At 37.1% G+C, this 22142-nt stretch carries 24 protein-coding genes; 19 read left to right on the top strand and 5 right to left on the bottom strand.

Going from position 1 to position 22142, the window contains the following annotated elements; translation table 11 throughout:
• Nucleotides 1–9: 9 nt before the first annotated feature.
• From V8V91_RS04855 to V8V91_RS04805, 11 genes are all read left to right on the top strand, one after another.
• Nucleotides 10–2325, top strand: coding sequence for a GumC family protein (locus tag V8V91_RS04855; RefSeq protein WP_373399049.1), 2316 nt, complete (start codon nucleotides 10–12; stop codon nucleotides 2323–2325).
• 112 nt (nucleotides 2326–2437) lie between these two features.
• The gene (locus V8V91_RS04850; RefSeq protein WP_373400620.1) at nucleotides 2438–3730 is read left to right on the top strand and encodes a lipopolysaccharide biosynthesis protein; all 1293 of its coding nucleotides are present in this window, start codon (nucleotides 2438–2440) and stop codon (nucleotides 3728–3730) included.
• Nucleotides 3731–3739: 9 nt separating this feature from the next.
• A complete protein-coding gene (locus V8V91_RS04845) occupies nucleotides 3740–4657 on the top strand; it encodes an alpha-1,2-fucosyltransferase (RefSeq protein ID WP_373399048.1) in 918 nt (305 codons plus the stop codon).
• Between the two features lie 144 nt (nucleotides 4658–4801).
• Nucleotides 4802–5860 carry a glycosyltransferase gene (locus V8V91_RS04840; RefSeq protein WP_373399047.1) on the top strand — a complete coding sequence of 353 codons (1059 nt, stop codon included), beginning with the start codon at nucleotides 4802–4804 and terminating at the stop codon, nucleotides 5858–5860.
• Nucleotides 5861–6003: 143 nt separating this feature from the next.
• Nucleotides 6004–7173 (top strand): hypothetical protein, encoded by a 1170-nt coding sequence (locus tag V8V91_RS04835; RefSeq protein WP_373399046.1) that lies wholly within the window; start codon nucleotides 6004–6006, stop codon nucleotides 7171–7173.
• Nucleotides 7174–7400: 227 nt separating this feature from the next.
• Complete coding sequence (locus tag V8V91_RS04830; RefSeq protein ID WP_373399045.1) at nucleotides 7401–7577, top strand: hypothetical protein; 177 nt, start codon at nucleotides 7401–7403, stop codon at nucleotides 7575–7577.
• A complete protein-coding gene (locus V8V91_RS04825; protein WP_373399044.1) occupies nucleotides 7549–8514 on the top strand; it encodes a hypothetical protein in 966 nt (321 codons plus the stop codon). The genes V8V91_RS04830 and V8V91_RS04825 overlap by 29 nt, the downstream gene beginning before the upstream one ends.
• Nucleotides 8515–8524: 10 nt before the next feature.
• Nucleotides 8525–9274, top strand: coding sequence for a hypothetical protein (locus V8V91_RS04820; protein ID WP_373399043.1), 750 nt, complete (start codon nucleotides 8525–8527; stop codon nucleotides 9272–9274).
• Complete coding sequence (locus V8V91_RS04815; protein WP_373400618.1) at nucleotides 9262–9678, top strand: glycosyltransferase; 417 nt, start codon at nucleotides 9262–9264, stop codon at nucleotides 9676–9678. Before V8V91_RS04820 ends, V8V91_RS04815 begins: the two co-directional genes overlap by 13 nt.
• 181 nt (nucleotides 9679–9859) lie before the next feature.
• A complete protein-coding gene (locus V8V91_RS04810) occupies nucleotides 9860–10726 on the top strand; it encodes a glycosyltransferase (RefSeq protein WP_373399041.1) in 867 nt (288 codons plus the stop codon).
• Nucleotides 10727–10730: 4 nt separating this feature from the next.
• Nucleotides 10731–11744, top strand: a complete 1014-nt coding sequence (locus V8V91_RS04805; protein ID WP_373399039.1) for a glycosyltransferase — start codon at nucleotides 10731–10733, stop codon at nucleotides 11742–11744.
• 145 nt (nucleotides 11745–11889) lie between these two features.
• Here V8V91_RS04805 and V8V91_RS04800 read toward each other — a convergent pair whose 3' ends face one another.
• Both V8V91_RS04800 and V8V91_RS04795 read right to left on the bottom strand, forming a co-directional pair.
• Nucleotides 11890–13446, bottom strand: a complete 1557-nt coding sequence (locus V8V91_RS04800) for an Ig-like domain-containing protein (RefSeq protein ID WP_373399038.1) — start codon at nucleotides 13444–13446, stop codon at nucleotides 11890–11892.
• Entirely contained in the window at nucleotides 13389–13760 is a 372-nt protein-coding gene (locus V8V91_RS04795; RefSeq protein ID WP_373399036.1) for a hypothetical protein, read from the bottom strand. The genes V8V91_RS04800 and V8V91_RS04795 overlap by 58 nt, the downstream gene beginning before the upstream one ends.
• A 150-nt stretch (nucleotides 13761–13910) precedes the next feature.
• Between V8V91_RS04795 and V8V91_RS04790 the strand changes: the two genes are divergently transcribed.
• Nucleotides 13911–14072: a hypothetical protein gene (locus V8V91_RS04790; protein WP_373399035.1), complete on the top strand. Its 162-nt coding sequence runs from the start codon at nucleotides 13911–13913 to the stop codon at nucleotides 14070–14072.
• 40 nt (nucleotides 14073–14112) lie between these two features.
• Here the strand turns inward: V8V91_RS04790 and V8V91_RS04785 are convergent, their stop codons facing one another.
• The 3 genes from V8V91_RS04785 to V8V91_RS04775 form a co-directional block, all read right to left on the bottom strand.
• Complete coding sequence (locus tag V8V91_RS04785) at nucleotides 14113–14805, bottom strand: right-handed parallel beta-helix repeat-containing protein (RefSeq protein ID WP_373400617.1); 693 nt, start codon at nucleotides 14803–14805, stop codon at nucleotides 14113–14115.
• 11 nt (nucleotides 14806–14816) lie between these two features.
• Entirely contained in the window at nucleotides 14817–15554 is a 738-nt protein-coding gene (locus tag V8V91_RS04780; RefSeq protein ID WP_373399034.1) for a hypothetical protein, read from the bottom strand.
• A gap of 80 nt (nucleotides 15555–15634) precedes the next feature.
• Nucleotides 15635–15913, bottom strand: coding sequence for a hypothetical protein (locus V8V91_RS04775; protein ID WP_373399032.1), 279 nt, complete (start codon nucleotides 15911–15913; stop codon nucleotides 15635–15637).
• 786 nt (nucleotides 15914–16699) lie between these two features.
• Here V8V91_RS04775 and V8V91_RS04770 point away from each other — a divergent pair.
• The 7 genes from V8V91_RS04770 (at nucleotide 16700) to V8V91_RS04740 (ending at nucleotide 22114) form a co-directional block, all read left to right on the top strand.
• Nucleotides 16700–17383 carry a WecB/TagA/CpsF family glycosyltransferase gene (locus V8V91_RS04770; protein ID WP_373399031.1) on the top strand — a complete coding sequence of 228 codons (684 nt, stop codon included), beginning with the start codon at nucleotides 16700–16702 and terminating at the stop codon, nucleotides 17381–17383.
• 66 nt (nucleotides 17384–17449) lie between these two features.
• Nucleotides 17450–18139: a sugar transferase gene (locus V8V91_RS04765; RefSeq protein WP_373399029.1), complete on the top strand. Its 690-nt coding sequence runs from the start codon at nucleotides 17450–17452 to the stop codon at nucleotides 18137–18139.
• Between the two features lie 496 nt (nucleotides 18140–18635).
• Nucleotides 18636–19979 (top strand): Gfo/Idh/MocA family protein, encoded by a 1344-nt coding sequence (locus tag V8V91_RS04760; RefSeq protein ID WP_373399028.1) that lies wholly within the window; start codon nucleotides 18636–18638, stop codon nucleotides 19977–19979.
• 170 nt (nucleotides 19980–20149) lie between these two features.
• Nucleotides 20150–20497, top strand: a complete 348-nt coding sequence (locus V8V91_RS04755) for a hypothetical protein (protein ID WP_373399027.1) — start codon at nucleotides 20150–20152, stop codon at nucleotides 20495–20497.
• Nucleotides 20458–21429, top strand: coding sequence for an FG-GAP repeat domain-containing protein (locus V8V91_RS04750; RefSeq protein WP_373399025.1), 972 nt, complete (start codon nucleotides 20458–20460; stop codon nucleotides 21427–21429). The genes V8V91_RS04755 and V8V91_RS04750 overlap by 40 nt, the downstream gene beginning before the upstream one ends.
• On the top strand, nucleotides 21312–21716 hold the full coding sequence (locus V8V91_RS04745) for an FG-GAP repeat domain-containing protein (RefSeq protein ID WP_373399024.1): 405 nt from the start codon (nucleotides 21312–21314) through the stop codon (nucleotides 21714–21716). Before V8V91_RS04750 ends, V8V91_RS04745 begins: the two co-directional genes overlap by 118 nt.
• A complete protein-coding gene (locus V8V91_RS04740; protein ID WP_373399023.1) occupies nucleotides 21713–22114 on the top strand; it encodes an FG-GAP repeat domain-containing protein in 402 nt (133 codons plus the stop codon). The genes V8V91_RS04745 and V8V91_RS04740 overlap by 4 nt, the downstream gene beginning before the upstream one ends.
• Nucleotides 22115–22142: the final 28 nt, after the last annotated feature.

Raw genomic sequence — 22142 nt, 5'->3', positions numbered from 1 at the left:
TAACTGTTTATGAAAGCTTCAGATGTTTTATTGGATGGAATTGTTGACACAGAGGTATTTGAGTCATCACATATCAAGAAAAGCTTACTTTACTATTTAAGGTATTGGAAACTCTTTTTGATCTCCTTTGTGGTGGTTTTTTCCCTGGTGTTTGCCTATATCTATTTTGCGATTCCTTTATTTCAGGTGAATAGTGTAATCATGCTCAAAGACGAATCGAAGGGTTCTGTGTTTTTGGAAAATCCTGTTTTAAGTGAATTAAGCGACTTTAAGTCTTATCAGATTACTGATAACGAGATTGATGTTCTTCAATCTTCAGATTTAATGAGACAGGCAATTAAAGATTTAAATTTTAACTATTTAGCCTATCATAAAAACTTCCTAGGCAAACTCAATACAGTATCAAACAGTGAGCTTCCATTCATTATTGAGGTGATCAATATTGATGAGGATTATTTATTGGATAAGGAGTTTGAAGTCTTGGGGATTGAGAATAATTACATCATTTATTCCAATGGCGATGCCGTCAATGAAATTAAGTTTGAGGAAACATTTCAAAATGAATTTGCCATCCTGAAAATTCACAGGAATAAAGAGGTAAAGGAGTTTGATAACTATCCGCTCATTGTGAACTTGTTTAATAACGCGCAATTAGCAAGTATGATGTCAGGCAGCCTGAAAGTGGAGCCAAAAGATAAAAACAGTAGTATTCTATATGTTTCCCTGAAAACGGAATTTCCAGACATGGGAGTTCAGGTAGTCAATGAGCTAGTGAATACTTACAATGAAAATGCAGTTGCTGAGAAGAAGGAAGTTGCATTAAAATCTTTGGAGTTTTTAGATACCCAATTAGCAATGTTATCGGCAGAATTAAGCGGGATGCAATCCAATATTGAAACTTTTAAATACAACAAAGATGTCGTTGATGTAGAAAATGATTCGAAATTTTATCAGCAAAATGCCTTTGATAATTCCAAGCAGATATCAATCAATCGGAGTCAATTGGAAATACTCGGTAATCTTAAGAGCGAGGTATTATCGGGCACAGAGCAAAGTATTACGTTGGGACCTTTGTCAAATGATGATCCGGCGTTGTTGCTCATGATTCAGGACTTCAATAATGAAGTAGATAAGCTTGACCGATTGAAAGGGGCAATTCTCCCAGAAAATCCGGTATATGTTAATACTACTGAGCGAATTGCCAGTGTTAGAAATAAAATTGTTGCGCATTTAGATGATAGAATAGATGCTCTTGAAATTTCTACCAGAAACTTGGAAAAGGCATCAGATACTTATAATAGTAAGTACCATTCGGGTCCTATGATCCAAAGGCAATATGAAGCTCTTACCAGAGACCTGGACTTTAAGAAAACCCATTACATCAACTTAATTGAGAAGCGAGAAGAGACTTCTCTCTACCTAGCTTCTGTCTCTTCTACCCATTCCAAAACGATCGAAAAGTCCTATTTCAGCCCAGTACCGGTAAGTCCAAATAAGCCGATTTTAGGATTGATTGGGTTGTTTATCGCATTTGCTGCACCTTTCTCTTATTTATTTGTAAAAAGGACTTTTCAGGGGAAATTGGAAGACAGGAGTCAAATTGTTGTTCCATCTTCCAGCAGTGTATTGGGAGAGTTGTCCCAGATCGACAAAAAACCAAATGGGCCAATAATTGACCAAAATTCGAAAACGCCAATAGCGGAACAACTGAGGTACGTCAGGACAAGTTATTGCCTGAATGATTTTGGGAAAGAGTCTCAGGTGACCCTGGTGACCAGTACCGTATCAGGGGAAGGGAAGACATTTTTTGCTTTGAACTTTGCCAAATCAATGAGTTTGATTGGGAAGAAGACGGCTGTGTTGTTTTATGACTTGAGAAAGCCTCTGGAGTATGCCCACCTGTTTGATAAAGGGGCAATTGGAATCTCAGAATTTATTAATAACGAGAATATTTCATTTAAGCAGTTTTTGGAGGGAGGACTGGAATACCAAGGTGTTACCTTGTTTCATACAGGTAAACTACCTCACAATCCAGCTGAAATCTTGCTTAGCCCCAGGAATCAGGAGCTCATTAATGAAATGAGAAAGCATTTTGAATTCATCGTATTGGACAGTGCTCCAGTAGGGCAGGTTTCAGATTCCTTCTCATTAATTCCACTTGTTGACGCTACCATTTATATGATGCGCTACAATTGGACTACTAAACATGACATTGAGTTCTTCCACCAATTAAAAGCGGAAGCAAAAATAAATAACCCAATGTTGGTGCTAAATGGTAGTAGGGCAGGGCAAGGATATTCTTATGGTAATTACCAATACAATTAATTTTTTTAAAAATGTGGCTTATTAGTTTACGTAGGGAAGTTGATATAAAGATTGACTGGATTAAGAATTTAATTCAACGGGGTGAAAAGCGTTCCGTTGTAGCTAAAAAAATATCATCGGCTCCTTTTTAATCAAGGCGATGAACATGCTGATTTCCTTTGTCCTAGTTCCGATTACCATCAATTACATCAATCCAAGTCAATATGGGGTATGGCTTACCTTGACCTCTATGGTGGCCTGGGTTGCCTTATTTGATGTAGGCTTGACCCAAGGGCTGAGGAATAAGTTTGCGGAAGCAAAAGCCACTGGCAATAAGCAGCTAGCCAGAACTTTTGTGAGTACGACTTATTACTATGTGGCGATCATATTCTTGCTGGCAGGTGTGCTGATGTTTATCGTAAGTAAGTTTGTCGATTGGTACAGTTTCATCAATATTCCAAAAGAAGGAAATGAGGAGATCGTAGGTTTGATTGCCATCATTATTTCTTATTTCTGTCTTCAGTTTATTTTTCAGATCGTCAAAACAGTCATTACTTCTGATCAGAAACCTGCCTTAGCATCTTTGATTGATTTAATAGGGCAAGTATTGGTATTGGTTGCGGTATTCCTGTTGACCAAATTCACTCAGGGATCATTGATCTATCTGGGATTGGCCATGGGATGCATCCCCGTTTTGATTTTAATCATTGCGAACATTTATTTCTTCAGTCATGACTATTATGATTATAGACCTTCATTGTCTTTTGTGGATAAGAAGCATTCCAAAGAACTAATGTCAATGGGAGGGAAGTTTTTTGTACTTCAGTTGGCAGCGATGATCCAGTATAGTACTTCCTTGTTTTTAATTGCACATTTCTTCAATCCAGAGTCGGTTACGTCTTATAATATCGCTTTTAGATATTTTGTAGCATTACAGACTATTTTCATGATTTTTATTTCTCCCTTGTGGAGTAGTACCACGGAGGCGTATTTTATGAAGGAGTTTGATTGGATTCTCCGTGTGGTTAAGAAATATTTGTTATTGATTATTCCCTTCTTTATTCTGGGACTTTTGATGCTTTTATTCTCTGATGTTTTTTACAAATTTTGGTTAGGGTCATCCTATTTTAAAATCGATTTTACTATTTCATTTTTCTGTTTTTTATCAGTTATTATTTCTATGTTTTCTAGTGTTTTTGTTAATGTGGTAAATGGAATGGGTACACTGAAGATTCAATTTATATCTTCAATAGTTACCTCTATTTTATTTTTAGTGTTGTCATTTTTATTTATTAAAATGTTCAATTTTGGAGTTTGGTCCATCATATTTGCTTCTATTTTAAGCAATGTGTACGGTTATTTTATAGCACCCATTCAGGTATTTAAGGTTTTGATTGAAAAATCAAAAAATCCAATTTGGTATTAATATATAGCTATGAATAAAGTTGTTATTTTTGGTGGTTTGGGAAATCAAATGTTTCAGTTTGCATTGGCAATTGTGATGGATTCAATTGGTAAGCCGACTAAAATATCTGTTAATGATTATATTTTACATGAGCATTACCAGGGTTTTGAATTGATTAAAGCATTTGATATACCTATTTGTTTTGATGATCGATTTAGAGTGATTTATGTCTCTAAATTTTTAAGGCCCTTATTGGTTCATTCTAAATTAAATTGGTTTAAAAAGTTTGCTAAAAATATATTTCGTTTTAGCGATAATATATATTATGAAAAAGATGAGTTTTGTTTTGATCAGAAAATATATGAATTAGATAATTACTATTTAATAGGCGGTTGGAAGTCAACCTTATATTTTGATTCACATAAAAGTTTGATTCAAGAGGTTTTTAATTTTAAAAAGCCAATAGATGATGTGAATCTATCCGTTTCCAGGAAAATTCAATCTTGTAATTCAGTTGCAGTACATATTAGAAGAGGTAATTATTCCGATCCTTCCCAAAATCAAAATAGGGTACTTTTAGATGCAACTGACTATTATAAAAATGCATTTCAATATATCAATGAACATGTCACTAATCCGGTTTTTTACATTTTCTCAGATGATCCAGAGTGGGTTAGAAAGAATATAAAAGGAGATAACGTGTTTTATATCTCTCATAATACAGGTCCGAATAGTTATTTGGATATGTATTTAATGAGTATTTGTAAGCATTTCATTATTGCGAACAGTTCATTCAGTTGGTGGCCTGCCTGGTTATCCAAAAGTGAAGAAAAGATTGTGGTCTCTCCTGATACATGGGAGGCCAAGTGTCCCAATCGAACCGTTTATCCAGAGGGATGGAAAGTAGTTCCAGTAAGCTCTCAGGACATTGAATTTATAGAGGTATGAAGAATATTTTGCAAATACAGTTTTCAACCAAATCCGCTGGTTCTTCCGCCTGGAGGTTACATAATGCCTTGAAGGAAATTCGGGGTATTCCAGTGAAGTGATTTCATTGGTAAGGGATGAAGAAAAAAGGATGGGGTGTATTATATGCCGCGGTATGCTAAACTTTTTGCAAAAATCAATAATAAGCTAGAGGGGTATTTTTATAAGTATAGCAAAGAAAAATATGGTCTTTTTTCCAACCCGTTGATCGGAAGTAGATTGACCAATCATCCAAGTTTTAAGAGGGCAGATGTAGTGTATATTCATTGGGTACAGATGGGTTTTTTGACGCTCAATGAACTAGAGAATATTGTCAATACAGAAAAGAAGGTGGTTTTTGTGCTACATGACATGTGGGGAATTACTGGTGGATGTCATCATGCAGGTACTTGTGATCAGTATAAAAATGGATGTTTCAAATGTCCTATCCTCTTGGGCAAGGGGACGATCACTAAAGAACAGGCAGCGCAAAAGAAAAGGATTTATTCCCGAAGGAACGTCTCCATCATATCGCCAAGTAAATGGCTGGCGGAATGTGCGATGGATTCCTATGCTGCAAATGGTTGTGAGGTGATCAATATTCCCAATTACTTTGATTCCAAAAGTTTTAAGCCGGATCCTGATAAGCTCCACAAAAGAACCGCGAATGGAAATCCTCAAGTCAAAGTAATTTCTTTTGCGGCGGTAGACATTACCAGTGTATATAAAGGCTTTACCTATTTAAAAAAAGCATTGGAATATTTACCCAGTATCTATCCCGATCAGCCTATCGAAATACAGATGATTGGTGCAGGAGATTTGGGAGATTTATCCACCATTCCTTATAAAGTGAACTGTCTTGGCTATTTGTCAGATGAAGAGGAAATGGCAAATGCCTTGTCGATTTCAGACCTATATGTCATTCCTTCTATTATGGAGAATCAACCTACCATCATCATTGAAAGTCTTTCCTGCGGGGTTCCCGTGGTTGGCTTTAAAATAGGGGGCATCCCAGACATGATCGATCATCTTAACAATGGATACCTGGCAGAGCCTTTAGATCATAAGAGTTTGGCAGAAGGAATCAAATATTGTTTGGAGAATAATTTGAAAGGGTTCAAGCTAGAGAATTTCCAGCCTGAATATGTGTTAGATAAGCATTTATCATTATTAAGTGAAGCATGAGTGAACTGACTTATCCATATAGAAAAAGATTGGAGTTCAAGATAGGGACTATTAGCACCTCCTATATTAAGATGATTAATATATTTTGGATAAGCATACTATTGTTCTCAATCTGCTATGTGCTGTCTTCCAGCTTATACTCTATGGCTGCGATTTTCCAAGGAATTCAGATCATTGCTATTTGCGCATTTATTTTCTCTCTATTTCATCTTATCAAGTTTAAAGGCACCAATAGGTATTTCTTGTTTTTTGTAACGCTACTTTCAATCTGGCAAGTTCTTTTGTTAATAAGGGGAGATTACGATTTTATGGATTATGAGGATACAAAATCCATGTTTTTCGATGCGAACTATGGGATTTTCTGTTTGTTTGTTCCACTTATTTCTTTGATCAAACCGAATTTGGTTCAATTGAAGAAGTTTATGAAAGTACTGATCATCTGTTCTTTTGTATACCTTGGCTATACCGTGTTTTTCTTCCCTCAAATGATCCAAGGAGACATGTTGGATACTTTTTCCAGGGAATTAGTAGAATCCTCTTTTAAATTCTTGGCATTTCCTACGATGTTTATTTTACTAACATCACCCTACCAATCTACGCGGAATAAAGTATTGTCTTTAATCATATTCGTGCTTTTTATGACCTTGGGTGCGATCAAGGCAAGAAGAGGTATTTTATTAATGGGAGGGTTCGTATTGGCGATTTCCCTCATTCTAAATTTAGTTAGGAGTTCTAATAAAATCCCTTGGATTATAGTGGGTATTTACCTCATGGTATTTGCTTATCAATTATTTCTAATTGAGTTTTCGTTATCGGAAGTTCAAGTGTTTTCCAGCTTGTTTGACAAAGGATTGGAGAATACCAGGACTTATGTTGAAAATTGTTTCTTCAGTAGTATGTCCACAATGGATTGGGTGATAGGAAAAGGGTACAATGCAGGATACTTATGTCCAGGAATAGATGAATCAATATTTAAGCAAGGAGTAAGGAGGGTAATTGAAACAGATTACTTACAGTTTATACTGACTGGAGGAATCTTGAATTTAGGCATGATCTTGTTCCTAATGATTCCTGCTGCCGTCCTTGGTCTCTTTTATTCTAAAAATCTGTTTTGTAAATCTGCTGCTTGCTGGATTTTAATCTGGCTAGTGTTTCTATATCCGTCCAATGGATTTACTTTTTCAGTGTTCCATGTTAGCATTTGGCTCATGGTTTCAATTTGTTACAATGGTTCATTCAGAAACTTGAATGATAAAGTCTTTAAAAAATATTTAAACATGGAATTAAAGTTTAATCATCGTGAAGAAGCCTAAGGTTTTGATTTTTGGCCAGTCCTTCAACTCTAATACCGGAGGAGGAGTTACATTATCTAATTTATTTCACGATTGGAATAAAGAAGATTTGGCTGTTATAGTTACTAGCCATGCTATCAATAATATTAATTTCTCTTATTGTGACAATTACTTTTTCATTGGGAATAAAGAAAATAGCTGGATTTTTCCATTCAATTTCTTTCAGAGAAATATTCCTTCAGGAAAAATTGATGTTCAGAAATTCTCAAAAAGCAGGAGGTAGTATCTCAGAAGCCAAATATCAGATCAAGGATCATCAATCAATTATTTTATCCGTTCTTGATGTGGACAGGGCTGTTTCATGTGCTTTCAAGAATCACCCTAACAGACAATTTGATGGATTGGGTAAAAGAGTTCAATCCTGATATCGTCTACATCCAAGTTTCCACACGCGACTCCTTGTTGTTTGGAAAAGCACTTGCGAAAGAATTAGATATACCGGTAGTATTACACCAAATGGATGACTGGCTTCATTCTATTAGTTTTGGCGGCCTGTTTAGTAATTACTGGAAGAAGAAGATCAATCAGGAATTTCAAGAGTTGGTAGATTTATCTACGCTCTGTTTGAGTATTTCTGACTTAATGGGGATAGAATATTACAAGAGGTTTGGGAAAAAATTTGTGACTTATCATAATCCTGTGGATCTATCGTTTTGGAACGCAAACCAAGATGAAATATCCCTAAATGATCAGGCGATTACCGTTTTATATGCAGGAAGGACAGGCTTCGGGATTGGGACTTCCCTAAAGAGTTTTGCTCAGGCAGTGGAAGAATTAAACAAAGAGGAGGGAATAGGGATAGAATTTTATATACAGACCGTAGAGCCTTTATCTTGGATCGATGATTTTGAATTCACACATTATAGAGGATTAGTAGCCTATTCTAAACTGCCCAAACTATTCAGAGGAGCTGATTTTCTGTTGCTTCCCTGTGATTTTTCTCAGAAATCAATCGAATTTTTAAGGTATTCCATGCCTACCAAAGCTCCGGAATACATGATTTCAGGGACACCTACCATTCTTTTGGCTCCGAAAGAAACGGCTGTTTATCAATATGGTAGTAGTCAAAAGTGGGCTTTTTCTATTGACAATGATGCAGTACCAAACATCAAGAAGAAATTAAAAGAATTCTTATTTAATCAAGAGCTGCAATATGAGTATTCCAGTAAAGCGCTCAAGTTAGCGATGAAGAATCATGATAGCCAATTGATCAGAAATAGGTTTTTAGTTGATTTTATAAAATTGTTGGATATCAATGATTTGCCGAATGATAAGTTAGTAGCACAAAAAATAGATTTTTAAACTTTTTGTTATGCATGTTTTACTTTTAGGTGTGCCTTTATTTGAGGGAATGGCTGGTTCTGTACGGGTCAGGAACTTGCTGGATCCATTGATCCAGGAGGACAAGATTGAATGGAGTAATTTATATTTTTCAAAACAAGCCGGAAATTATCAGAACAAGGGAGAAGCCCATGTGATGGAAGTTGAAATGAGCATGAAGAGTATCCCCTCTATTTTCAGGTTTCTTAGAGATTCATTTCGATTTATCAAGAGCAGAAAGGTGTCAGGGAGCAAAAATCTATTTTACGCCTATGATACTCCGGATCTTAAAACTATTTTTTTGATACTTTATGCCAAGTCGAAGGGCTATAAAGTGATTTTAGACATCGTAGAGGACAACAGTGTGGCTTCTAGTATCGATGGACTTTGGAATTGGGTACGTATAAAAAGTGGTCAATACTTTGTCAATTTGGCTCCATACTATGCAGACCTATTGATTGGGATTTCCCATCATTTACACAAAAAATTAAGTGGTATTGTCAAAGACATTTCCAGGGTGATTTATATACCAGTTACGGTAGATCTCCAAAAAATCAAAGTCTTTGAAGCTGGCAAGAAAGAAACAATCAAAATATTTTATGGAGGTTCTTTTGGTAAAAAAGATGGACTGGAATATTTAATTGGAGCCTTTAATAAGCTAAATAAAGTGTATCCTTCCACCGAGTTGATATTGACTGGAAAGGGAGAAAGTAAAAGGATTTTGACCAGATTTTTAATCTGATTCAGCAAAGTGAAGCTTCAAGAAATATTAAATATTTAGGGTTTTTGAATTCAGAAGATTACCTGTCTGTACTAAGTGATTGTGACATCTTTTGTGTAACAAGAAATAATTCTTTGGCAGCAAATACTGGATTTCCTTCCAAATTGGCTGAATTTTTAGCTTCCGGCAAAGCAGTAGTTGCCTCGGATGTAGGAGATGTGGGGAAATTATTGGTTGGGGATCGAGATTTGATGTTGGTTCCCCCAGAGGATGAAGACGCTTTATTTGATGCTTTTTCAAGAGTATTGGAAGATAGGTCTTTGATTGAAAAATATGGGAAAGCAGGTAGGATTGCTGCCAAAGAAATTTTTGATAATAGAAAATATAGCTCCTTGCTTTTTGAGAGGATGAACTGTTTAACCTGAATAGACATGAACACAGCTAAAAGGAATGCGGCCGTCTTATTGACTAACTCCTATTTGACTAGTTATGGGGGATTGGGCCTTTTGTCAGAAACTTGGATAAGGATTTAAATTCATATTTTAATCTTTCATACTTTTTTCTTCCTGCTAGTTTTGAAAAATCAGGTGGGTACCACATCGCTTGATGTATGTGGTGTTTTTGGTCTTAAGCTTTTTCAAACTAAAGAAATATGACTTTATAATTTCCCATAGTCCCGAAGGATCCTATGTCGCAAGTTTTACCCATAAGCCATTGATCCATGTATTTCATGGCAATACCAATCCTATGACAATTTCCAGATTCAAATTTGGCAAGTATTTGAATTTTGTTTTCGACCATATTCATGCCGTGATTACCAAAAAAGCAAGCTTGCTATTTTCAGTTGGAGAAAAACGAGAAGGGGTTTTTAAGTTTGTCAACCCTATTTCACATGAAATTGGAGTGCAGGCTGAGGATAAAAGAAAAGGATTCATTTTTGCTGGTCGGCTTGAAAAGCCTAAAGGGGTAGATCAATTAATTAAGGTATATTATTTACTGCCTAAATCTGTTCAAGAACATAATCCATTAGAAATTGCCGGGACTGGATCCGAGCTGCAACGATTAAAAAACCTGGTTTTAAAACTGGGACTGGAGACCAACATTACTTTTTTAGGGAATCTGGAAAATCGGGATTTGATAAAAGTTATTTCTGAGAAGAAAATTCTGTTGATGGCATCAAGCTTCGAAGGCTTTCCGATGGTTATCGCGGAGGCATTTTCTGTTGGAGTTCCTGTCATTAGTACTGCCGTAGGTGATATTCCTGAATTTGTGAAGCATGAGGAGAATGGCCTTCTTTTTCCTGTGGGTTTTAATTTTGAGGATTATGCCACTGGAATCATCAAGATACTTTCCCGGTATAAGCATTATGCGGGTAATGCCTTTTTGTCTAGTGAACCTTTTGACGCTTCCGTGGTAGCAAAAGGTTTTGTGGATAAAGTAGAAGAGACATTAAGTCAAGTTCAAAGTAAATAACAAGATGACTAGAATTTGCATTGATGTGACAAATATTGTCCCTGGATTGGGAGGGGCAGGTGGAGGAATATCTACTTACTCCAAAAACTTGATTTTAGGGATTGACCAATTGTTAGATTCTGCTGAAGAAAAAGTGGAGATGTTGGTTGTTGGTCATCCTGAGTTTTTGAAGAAAATTGAAATCAAGAATATGACCGTTGAATATAAAGTGGTCAACAATCAGTCCTTTTTTTCCAGGTTTTATTGGTTGAATTTTTCCTTGCCCAAGTTTCTGAAAGATCATCAAGTTGATGTTTTACACCGTGTGATTCCAGAATTGCCCATCTTTCCAAACACTAAGTCCATGTTTACTTTGCATGATTTTATGTTTGATTTTTATCTGAGCAATAAACGCTTGGGCAGGTATCTGGGATTTAAGGAGAAATTAAAATTCAGGGTATTGCGCTGGTTGATGCAAAGTGGCTTGAAAAAAGGAAATGTGGTACTTGTTCCTTCTGGATCTATTGCTAATGAATTGAAAAGAAGATTTCCAAAGAAAGAACTAAAGATTAAAGTCACAAAACTTGCCACAGCCTTTGAGGGATTGAATAAAAAAGGGAAACTAAATATAGCCGAGAATTCAGAGATAAAAATTGGCTATATCGCTGGTTTTTATCCTCACAAAGGCCATAAAAGGGCGATCAGCTTGATGAAAATGTTGGTCAACCAACAAAGAGGAAAGTCATTTAAACTTTTTTTCAGGGGAAGTGTGGTTTATCCTGAGTACTATTCGGAAATCAAGGAGTTGGTACAAAAGGAAAATTTGGAAGAGTTTATATTTTTTGAGGAGTTTGAGCCTTCCATTACTATTAAAGAAATATATGATAAGTACGACGTGACCTTACTTCTTTCGGAATATGAAGGATTCGGACTTCCAGTGTTGGAGTCTCAAGCATTTTTAAAACCTGTTTTATGTTCAGATATCCCTGTTTTCCGCGAAAACTTGAACGGGTCTGCTTTTTTATTCAAGAAGAAATAAAGGAGTCTGAAGTAGAAAGAGTGTTGAATGCTTTGTATGATTCAGATTTTCTTCAATCTCTTTCTCAAGAAGGAATAAAAAATAGCTCGCAATATCGCTGGGAAAATACCTGCAGACAGACATTGGCGAGCTATTTAAATTTTGCTTAATACTTGATCAATTTCTTGGTTTGAACACCCTTATTTCCGAAGTCAACTTGGATGATATACACTCCTTCAGGGAAGGAGGACACATTGAAAGTAACGCTGCCATCACTAGTTGAGAAATCTTGTGACTTAAGTTCTACACCTCTCGTGTCAACCAATTTGATTTTACCGTCTAAATTTTTAGGATAGTCATCGAAATATAAAGTGACCTCATCGCTTGTAGGATTTGGTCCCATCTTAATTCCATAGATGGAAGATTGATCAAAGATTTGAACTTCTTGGTTAGAGTTCACAGTACTTTGTATTTCTGAAGTAGTACCGGAGCTAGTAGAAAGTTGGTTTTCTGTCTCATTAATTCTAGCAGAAGTTGAATTTACCCTAAACCTTACTGGTTCAGAATCATAGGTAATTCCATTTTTATCCGTTATCCTGACAAACACCAGATATTCACCTACCTCAATTCTTGTCCAATCAAATTGCTTGGTGGATGTTGGAGCAGTGATCAAAGGGAATCCCCAGTTAAAGAACTCTACTCTTGCCGCGTCAATATTTGTATTGGCTTTGAGGGAAACCAAATCTCTTCCGATCACAAACTGCTGTCCGTTATACGGCTGAGCCATGGTCACGGTAGGTGTGGTATCGCCAGATCCTGCGGTGACCTTGAAAGTAACTGGATCTGATTTGATCAGGTTTCCGTTGACGTCCACCATTTCGGCATGAACCTTATAATCACCGACCTCAATTCTGGTCCAATCGAATTCATAAGGGTAGGAATTCGCCGGTACCAATGGGAATCCCCAATTATAGAATTGAAGTGACTTTACTTGGGTTGGATCGGAAACCAATGCTCTCAGTGTTACCAAGTCCTGATTCAACGTAAACGTTTGTCCATTATATGGTGTATCCATTTTGATTGTTGCTGGTGGGGGAGCACTAGATCCAGAGGTAACTTTGAAGTTTACTTCATTCGTAGTGTAAACTTTTCCAGATTGATCCGTGATTTGGGCAAAAACCCGATAATTATCCGGCTCTATGGTACTCCAATTATGTTCAAAAGGAGCAGAAGTAATAGTAATGACAGGGAATCCCCAGTTGAAATACTCTACTTTTTGAATTGCTAATCCAGAGGAAGTTGCGTTGGTTCTCAATACCACAGGATTGGCTCCTTTTTCATACACCGAATTATTGCTAGGATTTACCATTTGGGCGTTAAAACCTGGGCCATTATCAGGTTGGTTTTTTACGGTAAAATTTATGGTTTGAGAAACCGCAGTTTGATTTGCACCATCAGTAACTTTTGCATAGACCTGATAATTTCCGATTTCTGCACTAGTCCAGTTAAACACATAAGGTGGGCTGGTCACCGTGGTGACTAAATTTCCCCAATTGTAAAATTCAACACTTTTAATCTGACCTTCTGGATCAGATGCATTTGCTGCCAATTGAACCGTATTAACCCCAAAAATAAATTCTTGATTTTGGGTAGGGCTAGTTAATGTTACCGTTGGTAATTGGTTGTCAGGGCTACCACCTTCATTGGAGATTTTTGCCAACACCACTGACCCATAAGCAGGGATCGTGACTGAGCCGCTGAACTGTTGGTTTTTCCCTTCTTATAGGTTCCGTCCAAAGGTACCGAAACAGGAGAGGAGCTGGCATTGTAATCAAAGAATATGAAATTTTCTTTAGGTAATTCTTCAGTTTGAACCTTTGAAATTTCAATGTTGTCTAGGTACACCTCTTGTGATGAACTAGGAATTCTCATCACAATACTTTCAGGGGATTTTGTGGCTTTGGCATCTAAGAAGACCTTATAATGTGTAGTTCCGGATTTAGTCGCAACGATTTTGTTTCCTTTTCCTTTATCCACATTAAAAGTAGCTTCTGAAAAAATTCAATGGGCTTATTTTCTGGATTACCTTTCATATCAAATTCCATTAGTATTTTTTCCCCAGAACTTACTGCTCCAATTTGTATGTATGCAGTGGCGCTACTGGAGCTATTGGGATAAATCACCAAGGTGTTTCCTGAAATACCGCTGGAAAGTACTCTTGAACTTGCATTATATAAACCGGAAATAATTCCGCTTCCTGAATTAAAATTACTTTGCTTGATTAAGCTAGACGAAAGAACTTTCGTGGTAGATAAATCAAAAGTAGGCTTGGTGCTATTTGAATCATAACCAAAACTACTGGCCCAGTTTCCTAAATTTCTATTGATTCCTACTGCAGGATCAGAGGAAGACCTAGTATGAATAAAGAAGTCTTGATTGAATGGATCCAAAAATAATTGGAATTGATGGTGCCAACAGAACCTATATCGTCTATTACAGAATAGGCGGAATATATTTCTTCCAATTCATCAACATTGGAATATTGGTTTCCGGAGATTCGAATATTTCTATTAGGGTCCCCGTAATAGTCATGAGTTAATTGTAATTGGACTTTGGAACGGTAAAATAGGTTGTTTAGGACCTCGATATTATTGGCATTGTGCAGGTAAATCCCCTTTCCGGTCATAAATGCGATGGTGTTGTTTGCAATTTTTATCCCTGCACTATTATCATCTAGGTAAATACCTTCAGCCATATCGACTTCTTCAATGGTCCCGTTTTTTGTTCCTTTTCCATTCAAAATGATGTTTCCCGAAATTTCTCTTCCGATATTATTTCTTCCAATCAGGCCATCTGAGTTATTGTAAATTCCTCCACCATCCTGTTTGAATAGGCAAAAATTGTCGATGTAGTTATTTATTATTTTGGTGTAGTTTCCGCCAAAGTGGATGGCATTGAAGCCTATATTCGTAATTCTATTTTTTTGAACGATTGAGTTATCGCTATCACTCGCAACGAAAATACCGATCCCTGCCAAATCACTACTTTTTGCCATCCCTTGAAAAAGCATGGCTTTGTCAATGACGTTATTGTTTATGATTGCCCCTGGCGCTCCGTATTTAATATTGATGCCGTTATTGAAGGGGAAAGTATTTGATTGTTTTGTATTACAAGGCCTCTGACATCAGCCGCATTGATCCCATTTTCACCTGCAAATTCCAATGTGCTGTTTTCGACAGTGAAATTTTGACTTCTGGAAATTTCAAAAATACTCCCATTTGAACCTTTAAAGTGAAGGTTGGAGAATTTGAAGTTGGTGACATAGGGGGTATGGGAAACCAGGTTTTCAAGGGTAGAAACGGATACCGATACATTGGAGACATTGTATCCAGAAAGGTTTATCGTGAATTTCTTGCTATCAGGATCATAAGCCCATTCACCTGCACGATCCAATAAGCTAGGATGATTTTGAAGGAAATAACCAAAACCAGCTTGTGGTGCATAGTGACTTTCATTTCCCTGAAAAGAAATAAAGTTACCTGAGATATAGTTAATTCTGTGCCTATCAATAATCCAATTGTTTTTTCTTACTACTACTTCGCCACCAGACCCATTGTAGGGATTTCCAGTAGTAGAGGTGAATCCAGTTTGACTTTGAACGGACCCAATTTTTAAATATCCACCATTGCTTGCATTTGAATTAGGGTACCGGCCAATTTCTTTAATTTGATTGTTTACCAAGACAACTTGAATCCTTGGCAAATTGAAATTGCTTAGATCTGCTTGATAAATCCCGTTGCCAATGGAGGAAAAATTGGAAATAGTAATCATGGAGGTAATGATCGGCTTGGCTCCACTTCCATAGGATGTGAAAACGATTGGGTTTCCTGAACCACCAGAATTCGTAATTTTTATAGTGCCAAAAAGACTTCTCCTGATCTAAAAAGTATCCGGTCTCCTCCTTTTAAAGTGGAAGAAATGGAATTGAGTTTGTCAATGGATTTCCAAGGTGTTGAAGGACTTTGGGCTTGGGTGGCTGACCGACCATCATTCCCGGAAGAGGTGGAGAAATAATAATCAGTCGCGTAACTAATTTGAAGTGGAGAGTAAAATAAGGTGACTAGGAATAAGAATTTAAATAAAATGCTCTTTTGAAAGAGAAAGGTTGGCGTAAAGGTAATTTTTCTCATATTAGGCTGATTAATTTTTGTTTTTATCGTCAAAGTTTATTCCATAAGACAATAATTTTTGATGAGTAAAAATTCTCTAAACACTTCTCTTAATTACTTAATTATATTTTTTATAATTCGAAAAATTGCTTTGGTTTATTTTTAATTTCGACTTGTATTTTTCCGTTATGATAACAGTGGATAATCCTATAATTTTATTTTATTAGTTGGGGAGAAATTTTCTTATTGGTTTTATACAATGTGTACTTAGAATTTTATCTTATTTAAATAGATGAAATGTTTTTTTGTTAAAAAATAGAAATAACAATAATGAATATTTAATAAAGAGGAAGTTATTTTAATTTTTATGGGGCTATGATGAATTAATTCTATATATAAGATGAAATTATAACTGTTTATTTAGTGTTTATTTGATCTTGAATTCAATAGAGGGAATCTTTATAATTAAATATTTCACTTCATTTTTCGTTTTATTTCATTTGAAAACGGGGTTTTAGAAGTCCACATCCTAATGAATAATCAGTGGGCTGATCTATAGGTATTATTTAGTTATAAGAAAATGTAAAATATTTTTAGGTAAACTTTAAAAAAGAGCAGTTCGGTTGGTATTTTATTTTGAAAAAATGATAAAAGCAGAATAAAATAACTGGACAAAAAATAGTGTGAAAAAAAATCTTATTTTTTTATATACATGATTAAAAATGGTTTTTAAACCTAAAAAAATGTATATTGCATTACCTTTTAATGAGTCTAAAATAAATTTTTCTAATTTTTAATAGAATAGATATGGAAACGGTCAATTCCGAATTTTTAGGGTATTCCATGTACAATGGTAAGTTGATGGATATTTTGCTTAAAGGTAAAACCATAGTAAATACCCTGAACCAATACTCTTTTTGTTTGGCAGAAGAGGATAAAAATTTCAAAAATGCATTGTTGCAGTCAGATGTACTTTTGCCCGATGGGATCTCTATTGTGTTGTCCGCTAAGTTTTTGAGCGGTAGTGAGATTCATAAAATTGCAGGGGCGGATTTACATGAATTTATTTTAAAATATTTGAATAGTGTTTATGGAAGCTGCTTTTATTTAGGTTCCAAGAATGAGACTCTAGAGGTCATAAAGAGTAAAATTGTGGAGAAATTCCCCAATGTAAATTGTGGAAGCTATTCCCCTCCATTTAAAGATTCTTTTACTGAGGAAGACAACGATTTGATGGTACAGAAAATCAATGAGTTCAATCCGGATGTGGTATTCGTGGGAATGACTGCTCCTAAACAAGAGAAATGGGTTCATCAGAATAAAGATAGAATTCAGGCAACTTATATTTGTTCTATAGGTGCTGTCTTCGATTATTTTTCTGGTACAATAGAAAGGCCAAATGATGTTTGGGTAAAATATGGCTTGGAATGGTTGGGTCGATTCATGAAAGAGCCAAAGAGACTTTGGAAGAGATACTTTTTTATGGATTGATCTACGTGAAATATATTTCACTAAATAAGTTTGTGAGATCTTTTAAACTTTTTAAACCGGATACCCATGTCGCTAACACTTGAGAAATTCATTGCAATAGAAGATTTAAATAGAGACCGTGAGTTTATTTTAAACTCGTACTCTATCAATTATCTTGATTCTTCTCAAATTGCAGTTAAGAGATTGTTTGATCTGACAATTTGCTTTTTATTTATCACCATCATTGGATGGTGGTTATTTATCATCATTTCTTTGCTGATCATGATAGACTCCAAAGGTCCGGTGATATTTAAACAGTTGAGACATGGTAAAAACAATAGGCCCTTCTATTGTTATAAGTTTAGGACCATGAAATATAATCCTTCCAAGGAGTTTGTTCAGGCAAAGAAAAATGACGACCGTATTACAAGGGTGGGGAGGTTTTTAAGAAGAACCAGCATGGATGAGCTCCCTCAGGTTTTCAATATTTTATTAGGTGAAATGTCCGTTGTGGGCCCTAGGCCCCATGCCTTAACCATGAATAGGGAATATTCTGTTCAAATTTCCAGGTTTATGTGTAGGCATTACGTGAAACCCGGAATTACGGGGCTAGCACAATGCAAAGGATATAGAGGTGAAATTAAAGATGATAAAGACATTCGATTTAGGTTGAGATATGACCTTTTTTATATCAAAAAATGGTCTGTGTTGTTTGATTTGTATATCTCAGTACTGACTTTTAAATGTGTGTTTTTTAACAATGAAAATGCGTATTGAACCTGTTGTTTTAATTACTTTTTGAATCGGGAGATGGTTAAGTTCTAACCATCTCTTTTTTTATCCTAAATGTTAGGGACTGAATTTTATATGGATGACGCTGTCTTGGATTAATCAGTTGAATCGGGAGGGGGATAGATTAAATAGGGTTTGCTACCGCTCAAATAATAGAAAAGCGATTTATTAGGTGATTTGCTGTTTGCTTTTTATCTTAATCAGGTAATTTATTCAAGTATTTTTAATGGAGGACTTATTCTTTTGAAAAGATTGGATGATGTCTATTTTCTCTAATTCTGGAGACCCTTTAGAATGGTAAAAAGGACAGAAATCTCATCTGAAATACATGATTTAAATTGTTTAATGCTTGAACATTCATTCCCAAACCGCCCAAAATAGCTTCTTTGCTTGCAATGGTTCTCGTGCATCCCACCGTCGATCTATTTCAAGAATACAAAGAGGCGTCTATAAAGACACTTACCCTTAAAAATTAACAATAATGAAGAAAGACTCATCAAGAAGAACGTTTATTAAAAAAACGGCTATTGCAGGTTCTGCAGCGCTCATCGCTCCTACCATTATTCCCGCCTCAGCATTTGGTGCAAACGATAGAATCAATGCAGCGGTTTTAGGAATCAACGGGAGAGGAAACTCACATATTCAAGGTTTTATGGCCCAAAAAGACGTGCAGGTAACTACTTTATGTGACCCTGATATGAACTTGTTGGTGGATCGTCAAAAAACGTTTAAAGAGAAATATAACCAAGATGTGGCGTTGGAGCAGGATCTGAGAAGAGTTTTTGACAATAAAGATATCGATGTGGTCAGTCTTGCGACTCCCAATCATTGGCATGCATTGGCAACTATTTGGGCCTGTCAGGCGGGAAAAGATGTGTATGTGGAGAAACCAGGATCTCATAATATCTGGGAAGGTCGAAAAATGATTGAGGCTGCCAATAAATACGATAGAATCGTACAGCATGGCGTTCAATTGAGAAGCTCTCCAGCTGTTCAGCAAGCAATTAAATTGATGAGAGAAGGATACATCGGTCGTGTTTACATGGCAAGAGGCCTGGTGTTTAGAATGAGAGGGGATATTGGAGATAAAGGTTTTGAACCGGTTCCAGAAGGATTGGATTATGATTTATGGACTGGCCCAGCTCCAAAACGGCCATTTACCCGGAATTTGGTGCATTACAACTGGCACTGGAACTGGGATTACGGAAATGGAGATGTGGGGAATCAGGGAATTCACGAAACAGACCTGTGCATGTGGGGATTGGATGTAGGTTTCCCTACTGAGATTACTTCCATGGGAGGTAAATACCTTTGGAACGACAGTAAAGAAGTACCTGAAGTGTTGACTTCTATTTATAATTATCCTGAGGAAGGTAAAATCATCCAATTTGAGGTGAGGCCTTGGTATACCAATACAGAGGGAGGAGCTACTGTGGGAAATATTTTTTATGGAGATAAAGGCTACATCGTGGTGGATGGATATGATAAATTCCAGTCATTCTTAGGGCCAGATAGGACGCCAGGGATTTCCGGTGATGATGGAGGAGAAGCAGCCACCGGAATGGATCGGGGAGCAGGTGGAACAGACGGGCACTTTGCCAACTTTATTGAAGCCGTTAGAAAACATGATCGATCTATTTTGAATGGCCCTGTGGAAACCGCACATTTATCTTCAGGACTAGCTCATTTGGGTAATATCGCGTATCGATTGGGAAGAGTACTACATTTTGACCCCCAATCAGAGAAATTCGTCAATGATCCTGAAGCAGACAAAATGCTGACAAGGAATTATAGACCGGGATTTGAGGTTCCGGATATCGTTTAATCAGGTCTTTGTTTGAAGCAAGTACGAATACCAAAAGCCGTCAAGGCATTGCCTTGACGGCTATTTCGTTTCATTCAATCAATCTAACATGTCTGTAATAGGGCCTTTGTACCTAAGGAACAATGGCCTTCTCAATTTTTTGAATTCCCTTTGATCCACTGTTTTATACTATGAAAAATGCATTCTCTGCCTTCATTCTTTTGACCTTCTTTGGATTCGGAAACCAGCGGGTTGTTGCCCAAGAAAGTACTTTACTTGATAATGGTCAAATGGTTGATTTTGAAATTGTTAAATATAATAATCCAGAAACCACTTCCTTTTTGGGAGTGGGGCTGTGGGCTTGGCCCTTGCCTATGGATTATGACGGAGATGGGGATATGGATATGCTGGTATCCTGTCCGGATAAGCCCTTTAATGGCCTGTATTTTTTGAAAATACCACGGGAGAATCATTCCCTGATTTTGCACCACCGGTCCGATTGGGAGATGCCATTCGGAATGTGCAGGTATCCCACATAGAAGAGGGAATGAAAGTGAATGTCCCTGGAGCGGAATTGCTGGATTTCAAGATCCATATGGATGGAAAAAAGAGGGACCTATATGATGCTGATGAATTAAAAGTCAGGTTTGAAAAAGTCAGGTTTAATCAATGGAAGATGGTGGATTACGAAGGAGACGGGGATCTTGACGTAGTCGTAGGGATTGACGATTGGGCTGATTATGGTTGGGACAATGCCTATAACCAACAAGGAGAGTGGACGAATGGCCCTCTGCATGGTTTTGTGTTTTTATTGGAAAATGTGAATGGGGATTATGTCAACCGGGGTGAACTAAAAGCTGGTGGGGAAATACTGGACGTGTATGGAGCTCCCTCTCCTAATTTTGCGGATTATGACGGAGATGGAGACCTGGATTTGATTTGTGGTGAGTTTTTGGACCGATTAAGTTATTTCGAGAATATCGGAGATAGATCCAACCCCACCTATGCTGCAGGAAGATTTCTGGAGAACGCAGCTGGGCTTATCAAAATGGATCTGGAAATGATTATTCCGGTTGCAGTGGACTGGGATCAAGACGGGCATGTGGATTTGGTAATTGGGGATGAGGATGGGAGAGTGGCTTGGGTCAGGAATACCGGCGCTAACAACCAAGGTTTGCCTTTGTTCGAATCTCCGGTTTACTTCCGACAGCAATCGGATAACCTTAAATTTGGTGCACTTGCCACCCCCGTCAGTGTGGATTGGGATCGAGATGGAGATGAAGATCTTATTACAGGGAATTCTGCTGGATATTTTGCCTTCATCGAAAACCTTGGAGGAGGAGAAAATCCAATTTGGGCGGAGCCAGCCTTGTTGAAATCAAAAGGGAGGCCATTCGAATCCAGGCAGGTTCCAATGGTTCGATCCAAGGGCCAGCAGAAGCTAAATGGGGGTATACCACGTTATCCGTAGCAGATTGGGATGGAGATAACCATCCCGACATCCTCTTCAATTCGATTTGGGGCAGGGTAGAATGGATTAGAAATACTGGAGATGACTTAGAATCTCCCAAGCCCGTTCTTGTGAAAAGAGAAAACGAGCCTGCTACCTATCCTGCATGGAATTGGTGGGAATCGGCACCGGATGAATTGGTCACGCAATGGAGAACCACTCCTTATGCGATGGATTGGAATCAGGATGGGGTGATGGATTTGATCATGTTGGACCATGAAGGGTATTTGGCATTTTTGAGGGAGTGAAAACAAATGGGCAACAGGCTGTATTACCCGGGAAAAGAATATTTTATGGTGAAAACGCATCAGTTTTCAGCAATCGAGATGTTGCAATCAAAAAGGAAGGAGGTCTTTTGCAGTTGAATCATGCGGAAGCTGGGGGAAGTGGAAGAAGGAAAATAAGTTTGGTGGACTGGGATCAGGATGGAGACATGGACTTATTGGTGAATAGTGTAAATGTGTCTCTTTTTGAAAATGTTAGCCAAACTCCTGATAAGGTGGTTTTTAGGCATCGAGGACCTTTGTCGGATAAAGTGCTGGCAGGTCATACAACCAGCCCCACATTTGTAGATTGGAACAAAGATGGGATATGGGAACTGGTAGTAGGAGCTGAAGACGGACATTTTTACTACTTCAAGAGATAGTGAAAAATGGAAACTGGCTTTCTCCAAA

Origin of the sequence: Algoriphagus halophilus, assembly GCF_041729275.1 — a bacterium.
In the GTDB taxonomy this organism is placed as follows: domain Bacteria; phylum Bacteroidota; class Bacteroidia; order Cytophagales; family Cyclobacteriaceae; genus Algoriphagus; species Algoriphagus halophilus_A.
This window is presented reverse-complemented; position numbering and strand designations above follow the sequence as displayed.

Excerpts from the sequence above, each read along its gene's own strand:
- V8V91_RS04780 (WP_373399034.1), bottom strand. The coding sequence starts at position 15,554 with ATGATTACTATTTCCAATTTTTCCTCCATTGGCAACGGGATTTATCAA.
- V8V91_RS04805 (WP_373399039.1), top strand. The coding sequence starts at position 10,731 with ATGACTAGAATTTGCATTGATGTGACAAATATTGTCCCTGGATTGGGA.
- V8V91_RS04755 (WP_373399027.1), top strand. The coding sequence starts at position 20,150 with ATGAAAAATGCATTCTCTGCCTTCATTCTTTTGACCTTCTTTGGATTC.
- V8V91_RS04770 (WP_373399031.1), top strand. The coding sequence starts at position 16,700 with ATGGAAACGGTCAATTCCGAATTTTTAGGGTATTCCATGTACAATGGT.
- V8V91_RS04855 (WP_373399049.1), top strand. The coding sequence starts at position 10 with ATGAAAGCTTCAGATGTTTTATTGGATGGAATTGTTGACACAGAGGTA.
- V8V91_RS04765 (WP_373399029.1), top strand. The coding sequence starts at position 17,450 with ATGTCGCTAACACTTGAGAAATTCATTGCAATAGAAGATTTAAATAGA.
- V8V91_RS04810 (WP_373399041.1), top strand. The coding sequence starts at position 9,860 with ATGTATGTGGTGTTTTTGGTCTTAAGCTTTTTCAAACTAAAGAAATAT.
- V8V91_RS04845 (WP_373399048.1), top strand. The coding sequence starts at position 3,740 with ATGAATAAAGTTGTTATTTTTGGTGGTTTGGGAAATCAAATGTTTCAG.
- V8V91_RS04775 (WP_373399032.1), bottom strand. The coding sequence starts at position 15,913 with ATGAGAAAAATTACCTTTACGCCAACCTTTCTCTTTCAAAAGAGCATT.
- V8V91_RS04840 (WP_373399047.1), top strand. The coding sequence starts at position 4,802 with ATGCCGCGGTATGCTAAACTTTTTGCAAAAATCAATAATAAGCTAGAG.
- V8V91_RS04835 (WP_373399046.1), top strand. The coding sequence starts at position 6,004 with ATGGCTGCGATTTTCCAAGGAATTCAGATCATTGCTATTTGCGCATTT.
- V8V91_RS04820 (WP_373399043.1), top strand. The coding sequence starts at position 8,525 with ATGCATGTTTTACTTTTAGGTGTGCCTTTATTTGAGGGAATGGCTGGT.
- V8V91_RS04825 (WP_373399044.1), top strand. The coding sequence starts at position 7,549 with ATGGATTGGGTAAAAGAGTTCAATCCTGATATCGTCTACATCCAAGTT.
- V8V91_RS04760 (WP_373399028.1), top strand. The coding sequence starts at position 18,636 with ATGAAGAAAGACTCATCAAGAAGAACGTTTATTAAAAAAACGGCTATT.